General features: G+C 67.2%; 18 protein-coding genes. 11 read left to right on the forward strand and 7 right to left on the reverse strand.

What is annotated here, in order from left to right; translation table 11 throughout:
* Positions 1 to 14 precede the first annotated feature (14 nt).
* Together AAG092_RS02695 and alaC are read left to right on the forward strand one after the other, a co-directional pair.
* Entirely contained in the window at positions 15 to 1,367 is a 1,353-nt protein-coding gene (locus AAG092_RS02695) for an aspartate aminotransferase family protein (RefSeq protein WP_373388443.1), read from the forward strand.
* Between the two features lie 303 nt (positions 1,368 to 1,670).
* Positions 1,671 to 2,927, forward strand: a complete 1,257-nt coding sequence (gene alaC / locus AAG092_RS02700) for an alanine transaminase (protein WP_373388444.1) — start codon at positions 1,671 to 1,673, stop codon at positions 2,925 to 2,927.
* Positions 2,928 to 2,966: 39 nt separating this feature from the next.
* On the opposite strand, the gene AAG092_RS02705 is transcribed toward alaC, so the two are convergent.
* Positions 2,967 to 3,353: a hypothetical protein gene (locus AAG092_RS02705; protein WP_110682390.1), complete on the reverse strand. Its 387-nt coding sequence runs from the start codon at positions 3,351 to 3,353 to the stop codon at positions 2,967 to 2,969.
* A 133-nt stretch (positions 3,354 to 3,486) separates the two neighbouring features.
* Here AAG092_RS02705 and AAG092_RS02710 point away from each other — a divergent pair, with 133 nt between their 5' ends.
* The 5 genes from AAG092_RS02710 (at position 3,487) to AAG092_RS02730 (ending at position 7,605) form a co-directional block, all read left to right on the forward strand.
* Positions 3,487 to 3,798, forward strand: a complete 312-nt coding sequence (locus tag AAG092_RS02710) for a transcriptional regulator (protein WP_373388445.1) — start codon at positions 3,487 to 3,489, stop codon at positions 3,796 to 3,798.
* Positions 3,799 to 4,160: 362 nt separating this feature from the next.
* Positions 4,161 to 5,444 (forward strand): CmpA/NrtA family ABC transporter substrate-binding protein, encoded by a 1,284-nt coding sequence (locus AAG092_RS02715; RefSeq protein ID WP_373388446.1) that lies wholly within the window; start codon positions 4,161 to 4,163, stop codon positions 5,442 to 5,444.
* 14 nt (positions 5,445 to 5,458) lie between these two features.
* Positions 5,459 to 6,316: a nitrate ABC transporter permease gene (ntrB, locus tag AAG092_RS02720; protein ID WP_373388447.1), complete on the forward strand. Its 858-nt coding sequence runs from the start codon at positions 5,459 to 5,461 to the stop codon at positions 6,314 to 6,316.
* A 10-nt stretch (positions 6,317 to 6,326) separates the two neighbouring features.
* Positions 6,327 to 7,118, forward strand: coding sequence for an ABC transporter ATP-binding protein (locus AAG092_RS02725; RefSeq protein ID WP_110682394.1), 792 nt, complete (start codon positions 6,327 to 6,329; stop codon positions 7,116 to 7,118).
* A gap of 112 nt (positions 7,119 to 7,230) precedes the next feature.
* Complete coding sequence (locus AAG092_RS02730) at positions 7,231 to 7,605, forward strand: MAPEG family protein (RefSeq protein WP_373388448.1); 375 nt, start codon at positions 7,231 to 7,233, stop codon at positions 7,603 to 7,605.
* Here the strand turns inward: AAG092_RS02730 and AAG092_RS02735 are convergent.
* The 3 genes from AAG092_RS02735 to AAG092_RS02745 form a co-directional block, all read right to left on the reverse strand.
* Positions 7,577 to 8,431: an alpha/beta fold hydrolase gene (locus AAG092_RS02735; protein WP_373388449.1), complete on the reverse strand. Its 855-nt coding sequence runs from the start codon at positions 8,429 to 8,431 to the stop codon at positions 7,577 to 7,579. The genes AAG092_RS02730 and AAG092_RS02735 overlap by 29 nt on opposite strands.
* Before the next feature lie 70 nt (positions 8,432 to 8,501).
* On the reverse strand, positions 8,502 to 8,984 hold the full coding sequence (locus tag AAG092_RS02740) for a GAF domain-containing protein (RefSeq protein ID WP_373388450.1): 483 nt from the start codon (positions 8,982 to 8,984) through the stop codon (positions 8,502 to 8,504).
* Complete coding sequence (locus tag AAG092_RS02745; RefSeq protein WP_373388451.1) at positions 8,981 to 9,871, reverse strand: ATP-binding protein; 891 nt, start codon at positions 9,869 to 9,871, stop codon at positions 8,981 to 8,983. Before AAG092_RS02745 ends, AAG092_RS02740 begins: the two co-directional genes overlap by 4 nt.
* 89 nt (positions 9,872 to 9,960) lie before the next feature.
* Here AAG092_RS02745 and AAG092_RS02750 point away from each other — a divergent pair, with 89 nt between their 5' ends.
* A complete protein-coding gene (locus AAG092_RS02750) occupies positions 9,961 to 12,279 on the forward strand; it encodes a response regulator (RefSeq protein WP_373388452.1) in 2,319 nt (772 codons plus the stop codon).
* Here the strand turns inward: AAG092_RS02750 and AAG092_RS02755 are convergent.
* From AAG092_RS02755 to msrB, 3 genes are all read right to left on the reverse strand, one after another.
* Entirely contained in the window at positions 12,263 to 12,730 is a 468-nt protein-coding gene (locus AAG092_RS02755; RefSeq protein WP_373388453.1) for a MarR family winged helix-turn-helix transcriptional regulator, read from the reverse strand. The two genes, AAG092_RS02750 and AAG092_RS02755, sit on opposite strands and share 17 nt — an antisense overlap.
* Positions 12,727 to 13,212 carry a glutathione peroxidase gene (locus AAG092_RS02760; protein ID WP_373388454.1) on the reverse strand — a complete coding sequence of 162 codons (486 nt, stop codon included), beginning with the start codon at positions 13,210 to 13,212 and terminating at the stop codon, positions 12,727 to 12,729. The genes AAG092_RS02755 and AAG092_RS02760 overlap by 4 nt, the downstream gene beginning before the upstream one ends.
* Before the next feature lie 120 nt (positions 13,213 to 13,332).
* Positions 13,333 to 13,728 (reverse strand): peptide-methionine (R)-S-oxide reductase MsrB, encoded by a 396-nt coding sequence (msrB, locus tag AAG092_RS02765; protein ID WP_110682402.1) that lies wholly within the window; start codon positions 13,726 to 13,728, stop codon positions 13,333 to 13,335.
* Positions 13,729 to 13,881: 153 nt separating this feature from the next.
* Here msrB and AAG092_RS02770 point away from each other — a divergent pair, with 153 nt between their 5' ends.
* The 3 genes from AAG092_RS02770 (at position 13,882) to htpX (ending at position 16,511) form a co-directional block, all read left to right on the forward strand.
* The gene (locus AAG092_RS02770; RefSeq protein ID WP_373388455.1) at positions 13,882 to 15,093 is read left to right on the forward strand and encodes a pyridoxal phosphate-dependent aminotransferase; all 1,212 of its coding nucleotides are present in this window, start codon (positions 13,882 to 13,884) and stop codon (positions 15,091 to 15,093) included.
* A 4-nt stretch (positions 15,094 to 15,097) separates the two neighbouring features.
* Positions 15,098 to 15,550, forward strand: coding sequence for a hypothetical protein (locus tag AAG092_RS02775; protein ID WP_110682404.1), 453 nt, complete (start codon positions 15,098 to 15,100; stop codon positions 15,548 to 15,550).
* A gap of 88 nt (positions 15,551 to 15,638) precedes the next feature.
* The gene (gene htpX / locus AAG092_RS02780) at positions 15,639 to 16,511 is read left to right on the forward strand and encodes a protease HtpX (RefSeq protein WP_110682405.1); all 873 of its coding nucleotides are present in this window, start codon (positions 15,639 to 15,641) and stop codon (positions 16,509 to 16,511) included.
* The last annotated feature ends 91 nt before the right edge of the window (positions 16,512 to 16,602 follow it).

Genomic DNA, 16,602 nt, shown 5'->3' on the forward strand with positions numbered 1-16,602 from the left:
GTCACGGACCCGCCATGAGCCTTGATGAACGCCAGCTGCTCGCCGCAGCCGACCGCCGCGCCCTCGCCTACTTCGACGCCACCCCCGAGCGCAGGGTCTTCCCCGACGCCGCCGCCATTGCGGCGCTAGGCGCCTTCGACCAGGCGCTGCCACAGCGCGGCCAGGAGCCCGAGCAGGTACTGCGGCAGCTCGACGAAGTCGGCTCGACGGCCACCGTGGCCAGCAACGGCCCGCGCTACTTTGGTTTCGTCATCGGCGCCACCCTCCCCGCCGCTGCCGCCGCCGAACGCCTGGTGCTGGCCTGGGACCAGTGCGCCTCCTCGTTCGACAACTCGCCGGCCGCCGACCGCCTGGAGAAAGTCGCCGGGCGCTGGGTCTGCGAAGCCCTCGGCCTACCCCGCGAGAGTGCCGTCGGTTTCGGCACCAGCGCCACCGCCTGTACCCTGGCCTGCCTCTCGGCAGCCCGCCGTACGCTGCTGGCCCGCCTGGGCTGGGACTTCGACGCCGACGGCCTGATGGGCGCGCCGGAGATCCGCGTGGTGCTCTCGGAAACCGCGCACATCACGGTGAAGAAGGCCCTGCGCATCCTCGGCTTCGGCATGAACCGCCTGCACTACGCCGCGGTGGACGCGCACGGGCGTATCGACCCGGCGCGCCTGCCGGCGCTGGACGCGCGCACCTTGCTGATCCTACAGGCCGGCGAAGTCAACACCGGCGAGTTCGACCACTTCGCCGAGCTGATCCCCAGGGCCCGCGAGGCCGGCGCCTGGGTGCATGTCGACGGCGCCTTCGGCCTGTGGGCCAGGGCTTCCTCCTCGGCGCACCTGGCCGAAGGCGTGGAGCTGGCCGACAGCTGGACCAGCGACGGCCACAAGTGGCTGAACACCCCCTATGACAGCGCCATGGCCATCTGCCGCGACGCCGACGCCCTGGCCGCGGCGATGAACAGCGATGCCGCCTACGCCACGGCGAGCAAGGATGCGCAGAAGAACCTGACCCTGGAATTCTCCCGCCGCGCCCGTGGCGTGGCGATCTGGGCGGCGCTGGCCAGCCTCGGCCGCGACGGCCTGCGCGAGATGATCGACCGCCATATCCGCCAGGCCGGTGAGCTGGCCGAGGCTCTGCGCGCCGGTGGCTACCAGGTGCTCAACCGCGTGGTGCTCAACCAGGTACTGGTGCGCGGCGACTCGGATGAGCAGACCGTCGCCATCCGCGAGGCAGCCCAGGCCAGCGGCGAGGTCTGGTTCGGCTCGACCATCTGGCAGGGGCGCCCGGCCTTCCGCCTCAGCCTATCGTCCTGGCGCACCCGGGACGTGGACGTGCAGGCCCTGGCCGAACTGCTGCTGCGCCTGAAGCGACAGCTCTGACGCGGCAACTCCCCTCTCCCACTCGTGGGAGAGGGGCTGGGGGAGAGGGCGTTGGCTCAAAGCCCCTCTCCCCAGCCCTCTCCCGTAAACGGGAGAGGGAGCAAAGCGAGCCGTACCTACCCCACTCACTGTGATGGGGATAGGTGAGAAGATCGCAACCAGGCTCTGACAACTGCTCCGCCCCATTGCCGCAGAACTGCTCTGGACAACGGCAGGCCCACACCCTTATCTTCGCGCCAGGCCACACGCAGGTGGCCTGCGTCGCTCGGACGGTTCCGGGCGCTTACGTACTTCGAGGACAGCATGGCCGACAACGCCAAGCGCCGCTTTGCGCGCATTGATCGTCTCCCCCCCTACGTTTTCAACATCACCGCCGAGCTGAAGATGGCTGCCCGCCGCCGTGGCGAGGACATCATCGACTTCAGCATGGGCAATCCGGACGGCGCCACGCCGCCGCACATCGTCGAGAAGCTGGTGCAGGTCGCCCAGCGCGAAGACACCCACGGCTACTCCACCTCCCGCGGCATCCCGCGCCTGCGCCGCGCCATCTCGCGCTGGTACAAGGACCGCTATGACGTGGAGATCGACCCGGAAAGCGAAGCCATAGTCACCATCGGCTCCAAGGAAGGCCTGGCGCACCTGATGCTGGCCACCCTGGACCACGGCGACACCGTACTGGTGCCCAACCCCAGCTACCCCATCCACATCTACGGCGCGGTGATCGCCGGCGCCCAGGTGCGCTCGGTGCCGTTGGTGCCGGGCGTGGACTTCTTCGCCGAGCTGGAGCGGGCCATCCGCGAAGCCATTCCGAAACCGAAGATGATGATCCTCGGCTTCCCCTCCAACCCCACCGCCCAGTGCGTGGAGCTGGACTTCTTCGAGCGCGTGGTGGCCCTGGCCAAGCAGTACGACGTGCTGGTGGTGCACGACCTGGCCTACGCCGACATCGTCTACGACGGCTGGAAGGCCCCGTCGATCATGCAGGTACCGGGCGCCAAGGACATCGCCGTGGAGTTCTTCACCCTGTCCAAGAGCTACAACATGGCCGGCTGGCGGGTCGGCTTCATGGTCGGCAATAAGGAACTCGTTGCGGCCCTGGCAAGGATCAAGAGCTACCACGACTACGGCACCTTCACCCCGCTGCAGGTGGCAGCCATTGCCGCCCTGGAAGGCGACCAGCAATGCGTGCGCGATATCGCCGAGCAATACCGCGAGCGCCGCAACCTGCTGGTCAAGGGGCTGCACGAGATCGGCTGGATGGTGGAGAAACCCAAGGCCTCCATGTACATCTGGGCCAAGATCCCTGAGCCCTATGCCCACCTGGGCTCGCTGGAGTTCGCCAAGAAGCTGCTGCTGGAGGCCAAGGTCTGCGTCTCCCCGGGCCTGGGCTTCGGCGACTATGGCGACGACCACGTGCGCTTCGCCCTGATCGAGAACCAGGACCGTACCCGTCAGGCCATCCGCGGCATCAAGGCGATGTTCCGTGCCGACGGCCTGCTCGAGGCGCCACCCGCCAAGCCGAAACGCGCGACCGGCAAGGCCAAGCCTGCAGCGGTGTAAGAAGGCCAAGGCCCCGACCCGAGTCGGGGCCTTTTCATTTCAGCCCGAGTAATCCAGCGCCGTCCAGGCCCGCGACAGGTCGCTGGCGATGCTGCAGCCAGGCCGCTCCAGGGCCTCGCCGGCGCCATGGGCCAGGCGCGTCACCTCACCCTCGCCACCGCGCTCGGTCAGCCACTGCAGGCGCCCGCAATTGGGGGTATCGATCACGTAGCTGGCGGCGATGCTCGACTCCTGTCCCGGCAGCTTGACCACGTCGAGTACCCTGCCGGCCTCCTCGACCCGCTTGCCGTCGCGTACCAGCACGGCCCAGGCCGCGCCGCCTTCGATCACCAGGTAGGCACCATTGGCCTTGGGTTGCTCCAGCTGCGGCTGGGCACAGCCGGCCAGCACGGCCAACAGCAGAATTGTCATCAGCTTGTGGTGCATATAAGCGACTCCTGTTCCGACTTCGGTTGCGATGCGCCGACGGCACTTGAGCTGTACTATTATCCAGTAGTGTTTATTTGTACAGTGCTTTTCGTTTACTCTTTTGTGGCCCTGGAACCCGAGGAGATCGACCATGCTGGACGTACTGCAGCTGAAGAACAGAGTGAACCAGATGCCGCTGGAGAGCATCCGCGCCACGGTCGACGAGCTGCGCCTGGAGGGCCTGGTCACCGGCAGCAAGACGCCGTTCAAGCGGGTGCATTTCAACACCTGCTTCGCCGAGATCGAGGCACTGCTGCAGCGCGCCGGCTATCACCGCCCGGTCGACGTGGTCGGCTACCAGGGCCAGGCCTACGCGCTGTTCGACTCTGGCCGCTGGGAAGCGGTGGAAGTGCTGCGCTGGCTCAAGGAATACGTCGAGGAGGCGCAGCGCCAGCGCGTCTGAAGCGCCAGCGTTCCGAACCAAAAGCGTTCACGCCCGTGCAGGCCAGGCTCCTGCACGGTGCAGATCCACCTCCCGCCCCTGCGCCTGCCATAGCCTCATCCATCCCTCGCAGTATCTCCTAAGCCACTGATTCACAAGCCATCTGCAAGCCAGCGAGGCGCATGACAGGCCCTCCGTTGCCGTCGACCACAGAGCCTGCGGAAAAACTGGCAAGCCCCTTGCAAAAGCACAGTCAGATTCCAGCGCAGCACACCAACGGCGGTGAGCCGCGGATCACGGACAACGGCGTCCGTCAGAACTCCCTCCCCCATCGGGCGTTCTGGCGTACGCCGTTTTTTATTGCCCATGACAAGGAATACCCCATGAGTGAGCGTGATTCGAAAAAACCGGTCGACAACAGCCGCCGCAATTTCCTCAAGCAATCCATCGCCATCGCCGGCACGGTCGGCGGCATTGCCGCCCTCGGCCTGTCCGCCCCCGGCTTCCTGCGCAGCGCGGCCTACGCCGCCGGCTCCGATGCCCCGGAGAAGGCAGCACTGAACATCGGCTTCATTCCGCTGACCGACTGCGCCTCGGTGGTGGTCGCCGCCACCCAGGGCTTCGCCGCCAAGTACGGCCTGACCATCACCCCGAGCAAGGAGGCCTCCTGGGCCGGTGTGCGCGACAAGCTCAACACCGGCGAGCTGGATGCCTCGCACGTGCTCTACGGCATGATGTACGGCTCCCAGCTGGGTATCGCCGGGCCGCAGAAGGACATGGCGGTGCTCATGGGCCTGAACCAGAACGGCCAGGCCATCACCCTCTCCAAGCAGCTCAGGGACGCCGGCGTCACCACCGGCGAGCAGCTCGCCGCACACATCAAGAAAGGCGGCACGCCGCTGACCTTTGCCCAGACCTTCCCCACCGGCACCCATGCCATGTGGCTGTACTACTGGCTGGCCCACCACGGCATCAACCCCTTCACCGACGTCAAGACCATCACCGTGCCGCCGCCGCAGATGGTGGCCAACATGCGCGTCGGCAACATGGACGGCTTCTGCGTCGGCGAACCCTGGGGCGCGCGGGCGATTCACGACAAGATCGGCTTCACCGCCGTCACCACCCAGCAGATCTGGGCCGACCATCCGGAGAAGGTGCTGGGCTGCTCGCGCGAGTTCGTCGAGCAGAACCCCAACACCGCCCGCGCCCTGATCATGGCCCTGCTCGACGCCAGCCGCTTCATCGAGGCCAGCGCGGAAAACAAGAAGGCCACCGCCAAGCTGATTTCCGGCAAGGCCTACGTCAACGCGCCGGCCGAGGTCATCGAACAGCGCTTCCTCGGCAACTACGAGGACGGCCTGGGCAACAGCTGGCAGGACCAACACGCCATGGCCTTCTGCAAGGACGGCAGCGTGAACTTCCCCTACCACTCCGATGGCATGTGGTTCCTCACCCAGTTCAAGCGCTGGGGCCTGCTCAAGGACGACCCGGACTACGCCGCCGTGGCCGCCCAGGTCAACCAGACCAAGCTCTACAGCGAGGCAGCCGGCGCCCTCGGCCTGGCCGTACCGAGCAGCCCGCTGCGCGCCAGCACGCTGATCGACGGCAAGGTCTGGGACGGCTCCAACCCGGCCGCCTACGCCGCGTCCTTCGCGATCAAGGCATGAGGAGGTAAGTGAGCATGAACGCCCCTGTCAAAGCGCCACTTCCGGTGGCCAAAGCTACCGCTCCCAGCCTGCCTCCGCGTCCGGCCTCGCCGGGCGCGGAGGCGCTCGCCGCCCTGTGCAAGGCGGCCATCCCGCCACTGCTCGGCATCGCCCTGTTCATCGGCCTGTGGGCCCTGGTGGCAACGCGCAGCGAAGGCCTGCCGGGCCCCCTGTCGACCTGGTATGCGGCGCTGGAGCTGTTCGCCGATCCGTTCTACGACAACGGCCCCAATGACATGGGCATCGGCTGGAACATCCTCAACTCGCTCGGCCGGGTCGGTGTCGGCTTCGGCCTGGCGGCGCTGATCGGCATTCCGCTGGGCTTCGCCATCGGCCGTTTCGCCTTCCTCGCCGGCATGCTCGCGCCGATCATCAGCCTGCTGCGCCCGGTGTCGCCACTGGCCTGGCTGCCGATCGGCCTGCTGGTGTTCGAGGCCGCCGGCCCCGCCTCGATCTGGGTGATCTTCATCAGCTCGATCTGGCCGATCATCCTCAACACCGCTGCCGGCGTGGCCAGCGTGCCGCAGGACTACCTCAACGTGGCCCGCGTGCTCAAGCTGTCGGAGTTCAAGGTGCTGACCCGCATCCTGTTCCCCGCCGTGCTGCCGCACCTGATGACCGGCATCCGCCTGGCCATCGGCGTGGCCTGGCTGGTGATCGTCGCCGCGGAAATGCTCACCGGCGGCATCGGCCTGGGCTTCTGGGTGTGGGACGAGTGGAACAACCTCAACGTCGAGCACATCCTCATCGCCATCATCATCGTCGGCCTGGTCGGCCTGGCCCTGGAGCAGGCGCTCCTGCTGCTGGCCAAGCGCTTCGACTACGCGAATTAAGGAGCCGTGCATGGACAAGTTCGTCGAGCTGACCGCCGTCAGCAAACACTTCGACACCAAGAAGGGGCGCTTCCAGGCCCTCAGTGACGTCAACCTGAGCATCGCCAAGGGCGAGTTCGTCTCGCTGATCGGCCACTCCGGCTGCGGCAAGTCCACCGTGCTCAACCTGATCGCCGGCCTGCTCGAGGCCAGCGAGGGCGGGCTGATCTGCAACGGCCGCGAGATCGACGGCCCCGGCCCGGAACGCGCCGTGGTGTTCCAGAACCACAGCCTGCTGCCCTGGATGACCTGCTTCGGCAACGTCCACCTGGCGGTGGAGCGGGTGTTCGGCGGCAAGGAGAGCAAGGCCCGGCTCAAGGAGCGCACGCTGGAGGCGCTGAACATGGTCGGCCTCAGCCATGCCACCCACAAGCACCCCAACGAGATCTCCGGCGGCATGAAGCAGCGCGTTGGCATCGCCCGCGCGCTGGCCATGGAACCCAAGGTGCTGCTGATGGACGAACCCTTCGGCGCCCTGGATGCCCTCACCCGCGCCCACCTGCAGGACGAGCTGCTGCGCATCGTCGGCCAGACCCACAGCACGGTGGTAATGGTCACCCACGACGTGGACGAGGCGGTGCTGCTGTCGGATCGCATCGTGATGATGACCAACGGCCCGGCAGCCACCATTGGCGACATCGTCCGCGTCGATCTGGAGCGTCCGCGCGACCGCCTGGCCCTGGCCAACGACCACCAGTACCACGAGTACCGCACGGCGGTGCTGGAATTCCTCTACCAGCGCCAGCAGCGCCCGGCGGCCTGAGTCCGACGGCACGACGCGCCCGGCCCCGTGCCGGGCTTTGTCGTTTCTGCCGCTTCTCCGGGGGCATGTCAGCCCCTAGGCTGGACGTACAACACCAACAAGAGGAAATGCCATGCCTTACAGCCTGTACATCGCCGCCATCCTGGCCCTGCTGCTGATCGGCCTGTCGCTCAACGTCTCGCGCCTGCGCATGCGTCACCAGGTGGCCTTCGGCGACGGTGGCAAGCCGGACCTGATCAAGGCCGTACGCGCCCACGGCAACAGCCTGGAACAGTCGCTGCTGTTCATCGTCCTGCTCTACCTGGGCGAAACCACGGAGCAGATCGGCGGGCCGCTGGTGGCCGCCCTCGGCTTCGCCTTCATCATGCTGCGCCTGCTCTACTGCGCCGGCCTGTTTGCCCGCCTCCTGCTGCTGCGCCAGGTGAGCCACGGGCTGACCATGCTGGTGCTGCTGGCGGTCAGCCTGCTGCTACTGATCCCGCGCTGAGCCCCTGGCGCAGCCAGGCGTCGATCTGCTCGACCACCGTCTGCGGGGCACGCAGCCAGGCACTGTGCGGGTTCTCCCGCGGCGGCCGGGGCGAAGCCAGCTGCGCCAGCTGCGGTTCGGCCTGGATCAACCGGGCCAGGCCGAGGGTGGAGGCCGGCGGGGCGAAGTGATCGCCCTCGATCTGGATGAACAGCGAGGCCACCCGGCTGCGCGCCGGCGGTGCCAGGGCCAGCCCCAGGTGACGGTAGTCGCCGCTGAAGGCCACCCGCCCCCAGTTGCGCATCAGCGAGCGCGCCTCCTGGCCGCCGAAGCCCAGGCGCCGTCCCGGCAGGTAGCCGAGCACGCTGACGATCAGGCCGAACAGCAACGCCACGCTCGGCGTGAGCAGGCGCCGCGAACCGGACCAGTGGCGGTAGTGGATATTGCCGCAGGCCACGCCGATCACCGGCACCGGGCTGTCCGGGTTGGCCGCCGCATAGAGGGTGGCGATGTGTCCGCCGAGGCTGTGCCCGAGCAGCACTGGCGCCGCCTCCGGAAAATGCCGGCGGGCCAGGTCGAGCAGCTTGGGCAGGAACTCCTCGACCAGCTGGCGATAACCGTAGTCGTGGCGCCAGCCAGGCCGTGGCCGGCTCTCGCCCTGCCCGGGCCAGTCGGCTACCAGCACGTTGTGGCCGGCCGCCACCAGGCGCTGGGCGAGGCCGTCGTACTTGCGCGCGGTCACCCCCAGCGCCGGCAGCACGATCAGGGTGCGGGCAGCCTGCGGGGCGGCATAGAAGCTGACCGGGCAATGGAACCGGCCAGCGGCGAACTGCAGGGCATCGACCAAGGCGAGCGCTCCTCTGACTGCTATGGCGGCGAAAATAGAGCAAATGCTCTAGCTGCGCCAGCCCCGCCGCTCAGCAGTCGCTCGCGTCGAGAAACAGCTGCGCCAGCTGCTCGATGCCGGCCTGATCCTCGGCGCTGAAACGCGCCAGGTGCGGGCTGTCCAGATCGAGCACGCCGATCAGCCGGCCGTCCTTGACCAGCGGCACCACCAGCTCGCTGTTGGAGGCGCTGTCGCAGGCGATATGACCGGGAAAGGCATGCACGTCGGCCACGCGCTGGGTCTGCCGGCTGCTCGCCGCCGCACCGCACACGCCGCGGCCGAAGGGAATGCGCACGCAGGCCACCTTGCCCTGGAAGGGCCCGAGGACCAGCTGCTCGTCGCGGTTCAGGTAGAAGCCGGCCCAGTTCAGGCCCTCCAGCTCATGGAACAAGAAGGCGCAGAACTGCGCGGCGTTGGCGATGAAGTCGCGCTCGCCGGCCAGCAACGCCTCCAGCTGGGCGGCCAGCAGCGCATAGCCCGTGCGCCCGGCTCCGGCCTGCTGCAGGTCGATCATCGCGCCGCCTCCAGCAATTGCTGGCCGACCCAGCTGCGGGCGAACTGATAGGCGCAGCGGCCATTGCGGTTGCCCCGCCCCAGCGCCCAGCGGATGGCGAGGACTTCCAGCTCATGGCTCCACTGCCACTGCAGGCCGGCCTGGCGCGCCAGCACTGTGATCCAGTGGCGCACCACGGCGAGGAAGTGCTCCTGGGTGAAGGGATAGAAGGAGATCCACAGGCCGAAGCGGTCGGACAGGGCGATCTTGTCCTCGATCGCCTCGCTGGGGTGCAGCTCGCCATCGACCATGCGGCTGTCCAGGTTGTCGCTCTCCTTCTCCGGCAGCAGGTGGCGGCGGTTCGAGGTGGCATACAGCAGCACGTTGTCCGGCGCGCGCTCCAGCGAGCCGTCCAGCACGCTCTTGAGCACCCGGTAGTCGCCCTCGCCGGACTCGAAGGAGAGGTCGTCGCAGAACAGCACGAAGCGCTGCGGCAGGCCGATCAGGGCATCCACCACCCTGGGCAGGTCGGCCAGATGGTCGCGCTCGATCTCGATCAGGCGCAGGCCGCCGCGGGCATGCTCGGCCAGCAGCGCACGCACCAGCGACGACTTGCCGGTGCCACGCGCGCCCCACAGCAGCGCGTGGTTGGCCGGCAGCCCGGCGACGAACTGGCGGGTGTTGCGCGCCAGCTGCTCGCGCTGGGCATCGACGCCGACCAGGTCGTCCAGGCTCAGGTCCAGGCTGACCTTGAGCGGCTGCAGATAGCCGGCACGCCCCTCGCGCTGCCAGCGCGCGGCGATCACCTGCTGCCAGTCCAGCTCGACACGCTCGGCCGGCAGCAGCGGCTCGATGCGCTGCAGCACACCCTCGGCCCGCTGCAGAAAACTGTTCAATCGGGAATCCACGACTCACTCCTTATATCCGCCCTGCCGGCGCCCAGACACGATGGGCTATGCTTGGCAGGCACCCGCAAAGGACCAGAACGCCGCGCCCTATGGATATCTCACTCACCCACCGCCTGTCGTTCAAGCAGGCCAGTCTGACGGTGCTGGTGGCGTTTATCCTGGGAACCCTACTGAGTCTGATCCAGGTCAGCCTGGATTATGCCAGCGAAGACGCCTCCATCGACCGGGAAATCCATTCCCTGCTGGAAATCAGTCACAACCCGGCGGCGCGCATCTCCTACAACATCGACGCCGAGCTGGCCCAGGAGCTGGTGCTCGGCCTGCTGCGCTCGCCGGCGGTGATGCGCGCCGAGATCATCGACAACAGCGGCCTGGTACTGGCCTCGGTGGACCGCCCGCCGGAGCAGAGCCGCTACCGGGTGTTCAGCGATTTCCTGTTCGGCGAGCGGCGCCAGTTCGAGGACCCGCTGTTTGTCGACCATGCGCCCAACGAGCCGCTCGGCGTGCTGCGCCTGGAGGTGGACACCTTCGCCTTCGGCAGCGACTTCCTGCGCCGCGCCATGCTCACCCTGCTCACCGGCTTCGCCCGCAGCCTGCTGCTGTCGCTGATCCTGCTGGTGCTGTTCTACGCCATGCTGACCAAGCCGCTGATCGGGGTGATACGCGCCCTGGCCGACCGCGATCCGCGCCGCGATTTCACTCCGGTGCCCTGCCCGAACGGCCACGAGCAGGACGAGATCGGCACCCTGGTGGCAGTGACCAACCAGCAGCTAACCAACATCCACCAGGAAATCAGCCAGCGCCGCGAGGCCGAGGACCGCCTGACCCAGTACCTGGCAGAACTGGAGAACATCGTCTCGGCACGCACCGCCGAACTGAAGGCCACCAACGCCCGCCTGACCCTGTCCAACCGCGAGCTGGAGCAGGCGCGCAGCACGGCGCTGGAAATGGCCCAGGCGCGCGCCGCCTTCCTCGCCAACATGAGCCACGAGATCCGCACGCCGCTCAACGGCCTGCTGGGTATGCTGGCGCTGTCGCTGGACGGCCCGCTGACGGCCGAACAGCGTCAGCAGCTGTCGATCGCCCACGACTCGGGCAAGGTGCTGGTCGAGCTGCTCAACGACATCCTCGACCTGTCCAAGTTCGAGGCCGGCCAGCTGGAGCTGGAGAGGATTCCCTTCGACCTCGGCGCCCTGGTGGAGGACACCGCCAGCCTGCTGTCGCAGAACGCCGGCCCCAATGTCGAACTGACCTGCCTGATCGACCCGCAGCTGCCGGCCCAGGTGCTCGGCGATCCGACCCGGGTACGCCAGGTGGTCAGCAACCTGCTGTCCAACGCCCTCAAGTTCACCCGCTTCGGCCGCGTCGACCTGCGCGTGGCACCAAGCCCCGGTGGCGTGCGCATCCTGGTCAGCGACACCGGAATCGGCATTCCCGAGGACGCGCAGAAACGCATCTTCCAGCCCTTCACCCAGGCCGGTGCCGGAATTGCCCGCCAGTTCGGCGGCACCGGCCTTGGCCTGGCGCTGACCCGGCGCCTGTGCGAGGCCATGCAGGGTCAGCTCGATCTGCAGTCGAAAGAAGGCTTCGGCAGCCAGTTCAGCGCCACCCTGCCGCTGCCCCAGCACAACCCGCCGACCAGCTGGCCACAGCTGCAGGGCAGGGTCGTGGGCCTCTGCCCACCGGGCGGTGGTCTCGGCGAGCTGCTGGCCAGCTGGCTACCCAGCTGGGGCCTGGACTACCGCCGCCAGGATGACGACCTCGGCCTGAGCGGCCGGCCGGCCGACCTGCTGATCTGCGACAACCCGGAGCGCCTGCCCGGCCTGCGCCAGCAGCTGGACACGCCGCTGCTGCTGGTATCGGCCTACGGTGCCTTCATCCCCTCGGCACAGGCCAGCGAGCTGATGCCCTTCGAACAACTGGCACGGCCGCTGGCCCGTGCCGCCCTGCACCAGGCCCTGCAGCGCCTGCTGCAGCCGCATCCGGCCAGCGCCATGACCGCAACCGAGGCCAGCCAGCCGGCCACGCGCCAGGCGCGGGTACTGCTGGTGGAGGACAATCCGGTGAACCAGATGGTGGCCAAGGGCATGCTGGCCAAGCTGGGCTGCGAGGTGGCCGTGGCCACCCATGGCGGCGAGGCGCTCAGCCACCTGGAGCGCCACCCCGTCGACCTGGTACTGATGGACTGCAACATGCCGGTGATGGACGGCTACGAGGCGACCCGACGCATCCGCCAGAGCGGACGCTGGCCCAACCTGCCGGTCATCGCCCTGACCGCCAACGCCCTGCCCGACGAGCGCGAGCGCTGCCAGGCGGCCGGCATGAACGACTACCTGGCCAAGCCCTTCCGCCGCGAGGACCTGGCCAGCCTGCTGGACAACTGGCTGCCGCTCACGGCTGCGACCTGACCAGGCTCAGCAACTGCCCCAGGCCCTGGCGCAGGCCCTCCAGTTGCGCCACGTCGATGCCGCTGTCGCACAGCAGGCGCTCCTTCAACGGCAACACCCGCGCCTTGAGCGCCAGCCCCTGCTCGCTCAGGGCCAGGCACAGCTCGCGCTCGTCGCTGCTGGAGCGCCGCCGCTGCACCAGGCCCAGCTGCTCCAGGCGCTTGAGCAGCGGCGTGAGGGTGCCGGAGTCGAGCATCAGGCGCTCGCCCAGGGCCTTGACCGTGGCCTGCTCGGGCGGTTCGGCCTGCCACTCCCAGAGCACCAGCATCACCAGGTACTGCGGGTAGGTCAGGCCGAGCTCGTCGAGCATCGGCTTGTAGCCACGGATCACCGCGCGCGAGGCGGCATACAGCTTGAAGCACAGCTGGTTGTCCAGCCGCAGCTGCGCTTCGCCGTCGAGGCTCCGGCTCATTTCAGCAGTGCTTCGATCTCGCTGGTGAGCTCCTCGGGCTTGGTGGTCGGCGCGAAGCGCTTGACCTGGCTGCCATCGGCGCTGATCAGGAACTTGGTGAAGTTCCACTTGATGCCCTGGCTGCCGAGCAGGCCCGGGGCGCGTTTCTTCAGCTGCACGTAGAGCGGGTGAGCAGCGCTGCCGTTGACGTCGATCTTCTTGAACAGCGGGAAGCTGACGCCGAAGTTCAGCTCGCAGAACTCGCTGATGGCGCCCTCGTCGCCCGGCTCCTGCTTGCCGAACTGGTTGCAGGGGAAGCCCAGCACCACCAGGCCCTTGTCCTTGTACTGCTGCCAGATGCTCTCCAGGCCCTTGTACTGTGGGGTGAAGCCGCACTTGCTGGCGGTGTTGACCACCAGCACGGCCTTGCCGCCGAAGTCTTTGAGGGTCTTCTGCTCGCCCTTGATGGTGGTGACCGGGATGTCGAAAAGCTTGTCGCTCATGGCCTGTGGCTCCGTTGGCGGTAAAGGTGCGGCGAATGTAGCGAGCAATTGAATTGCATACAACTCAATTGCTCACCAATAAGGCCCGCTGATGGGCGGACCTCGGCCCGGATGCCTGCCCTACCCGCGCGGCACCAGCTTCAGCGCCACCGAGTTGATGCAGTAGCGCAGCCCGGTCGGCCGCGGACCGTCGGGGAAGACATGGCCCAGGTGCGCGTCGCACTTGGCGCACTTGACCTCGATGCGGTGCATGCCGTGGCTGAAGTCCTCCTTCTCGGCGATCACCTCGCCGTTCACCGGCTGGAAATAGCTGGGCCAGCCGCTGCCGGAGTCGTACTTGGCGTCCGAGTCGAACAGCGCCTCGCCGCAGCAGGCGCAGTGATACACGCCGGGCACCTTGCTGTCGTGGTATTCGCCGGTGAAGGCACGCTCGGTGCCGCCCAGCCGGCAAACATGGAACTGGGCGTCGGAGAGCTCGTCGCGCCAGGCTTCCAGGGGTTTCTCGATCTTTTCCATGGAGTACACCTCAGGGGCAGAAAAAAGCCCGAACCCGATCTTTTCCGGGCCACGGGCCGCACGTATGATGCGTCCCTCTTTGGACGCCAGTCTGTCTGCCGCGTTACAGCCGGCAGGCAGCGCCAGCGGCATCACACATCGGGACACAGCATCATGCAGGTCAGCAAATCGAACAAGCTCGCCAACGTCTGCTACGACATCCGCGGGCCGGTGCTCAAGCACGCCAAGCGCCTGGAAGAGGAAGGCCACCGCATCCTCAAGCTGAACATCGGCAACCCGGCGCCGTTCGGTTTCGAAGCCCCCGAGGAAATCCTCCAGGACGTCATCCGCAACCTGCCGACCGCCCAGGGCTACTGCGACTCCAAGGGCCTGTTCAGCGCGCGCAAAGCGGTGATGCAGTACTACCAGCAGAAGCAGGTGGAAGGTGTCGGTATCGAGGACATCTACCTCGGCAACGGCGTCTCCGAGCTGATCGTGATGTCCATGCAGGCACTGCTCAACAACGGTGACGAGGTGCTGATCCCGGCCCCCGACTACCCGCTGTGGACCGCTGCCGTGGCCCTCTCCGGCGGCAAGCCGGTGCACTACCTGTGCGACGAGCAGGCCGGCTGGTTCCCCGACATCGCCGACATCAAGGCCAAGATCACCCCGAACACCAAGGCCCTGGTGCTGATCAACCCGAACAACCCGACAGGTGCCGTGTACTCCAAGGCGGTGCTGGAGGAGCTGGTGGAAGTGGCGCGCCAGCACAACCTGGTGCTGTTCTCCGACGAGATCTACGACAAGATACTCTACGACGAGGCCCAGCACATCTCCACCGCCTCGCTGGCGCCGGACGTGCTGTGCCTGACCTTCAACGGCCTGTCCAAGAGCTACCGGGTGGCCGGCTTCCGCTCCGGCTGGGTGGCCATCTCCGGCCCGAAACACCGTGCGCAGAGCTACATCGAGGGCCTGGATATCCTGGCCAACATGCGCCTGTGCGCCAACGTACCGAGCCAGCATGCGATCCAGACCGCACTGGGCGGCTACCAGAGCATCAACGACCTGGTGCTGCCCAACGGCCGCCTGCTGGAGCAGCGCAACCGCGCCTGGGAGCTGCTCAACGACATCCCCGGGGTCAGCTGCGTCAAGCCGATGGGCGCGCTGTACGCCTTCCCGAAGATCGACCCCAAGGTCTGCCCGATCCACAACGACGAGAAGTTCGTCCTCGACCTGCTGCTCTCCGAGAAGCTGCTGATCGTCCAGGGCACCGCCTTCAACTGGCCCTGGCCGGACCACTTCCGCGTGGTCACCCTGCCGCGCGTCGACGACCTGGAGCAGGCCATCGGGCGCATCGGCAACTTCCTCAAGACCTACCGCCAGTAAGTCCATGGACCTGCAGATCGACGAGTTCTACAAGGATGCCGCCAGCGGAATGCTGCTGCTCTACCAGGCCTTCCCGCGCAAGGTAGCGCTGTACGTGGAAGACCTGATCGGCCGCGAGGAACCCGACGAGTTCGGCCTGCCCAGCAAACGCCACCAGGCCTGCCTGGGCGCCCTGCTGTGGCTGGCCGAGGAAGGCTACATCCGCTTCGACTCGACCATCGCCTACGACGCCCTGGATCAGGCCGTGCTCACCGAGAAGGGTTTCCTGCGCCTGTCGCGCGGCATTGCCCACGCCCTGCCTCAGGGCGATGCCCTGCCGCCCAGCGTGCGGCGCGTGCACGCCACCCTCGCCTGGCAGCTGCGCGAAGCACTCGCCCAGCACAACAGCGAGAAGGTCGCGCGCCTCACTCGCCAGCTGTTCGAAAGCGCTCTAAATCAGGCCAGCGACATAGTTTGAAATAGTGCCTTGGTTGAACCCGCCACGGGCCAACCTTATATAGCTCGCATACTTAGACCGTCTCTCGCCTGAGGAGAAGCTTCACACCATGATGCGCATAGTGTTGTTCGTGGCCACCAACCTGGCGGTCCTGCTGATCGCCAGCGTCACCCTGAAAGTGCTCGGGGTCGATCGCTTCACCGGCCAGAACTACGGCAGCCTGCTGGCGTTCTGTGCCGTCTTCGGCTTCGTCGGCTCCTTCATCTCGCTGTTCCTCTCCAAGTGGATGGCGAAGATGAGCACCGGCACCGAGATCATCACCCAGCCGCGTACCCGCCACGAGCAGTGGCTGCTGCAGACCGTCGAGGAGCTGTCGCGCGAGGCCGGCATCAAGATGCCGGAAGTGGGCATCTTCCCCGCCTACGAATCCAACGCCTTTGCCACCGGCTGGAATCGCAACGACGCCCTGGTGGCCGTCAGCCAGGGCCTGCTGGAGCGTTTCTCGCCGGACGAAGTGCGCGCCGTACTGGCCCACGAGATCGGCCACGTGGCCAACGGCGACATGGTCACCCTGGCGATGATCCAGGGCGTGGTGAACACCTTCGTGATGTTCTTCGCGCGCATCTTCGGCAACTTCGTCGACAAGGTGATCCTGAAGAACGAGGAAGGCCAGGGCATCGGCTACTTCATCGCGACCATCTTCGCCGAGCTGGTTCTGGGCATCCTGGCCAGCATCATCGTCATGTGGTTCTCCCGTCGCCGCGAGTTCAAGGCCGACGACGCCGGCGCCCGCCTGGCCGGCACTGGCGCCATGATCGCCGCCCTGGAGCGCCTGCGTGCCGAACAGGGCGTGCCGGTGCACATGCCCAGCAGCATGACCGCCTTCGGCATCAACGGTGGCCTGAAGAACGGCCTGGCCGGCCTGCTGATGACCCACCCGCCGCTGGAAGACCGCATCGAGGCCCTGCGCCGCCGCGGCTGATCGCAGCCTCCACTGACAAGGGCGACCCCAGGGTCGCCCTTGTGCTTTCTGGGCCACGACCGTTCCACGGATTCGATCACTCAGGCGCAAA

The organism is Pseudomonas alcaligenes, from assembly GCF_041729615.1.
In the GTDB taxonomy this organism is placed as follows: domain Bacteria; phylum Pseudomonadota; class Gammaproteobacteria; order Pseudomonadales; family Pseudomonadaceae; genus Aquipseudomonas; species Aquipseudomonas alcaligenes_B.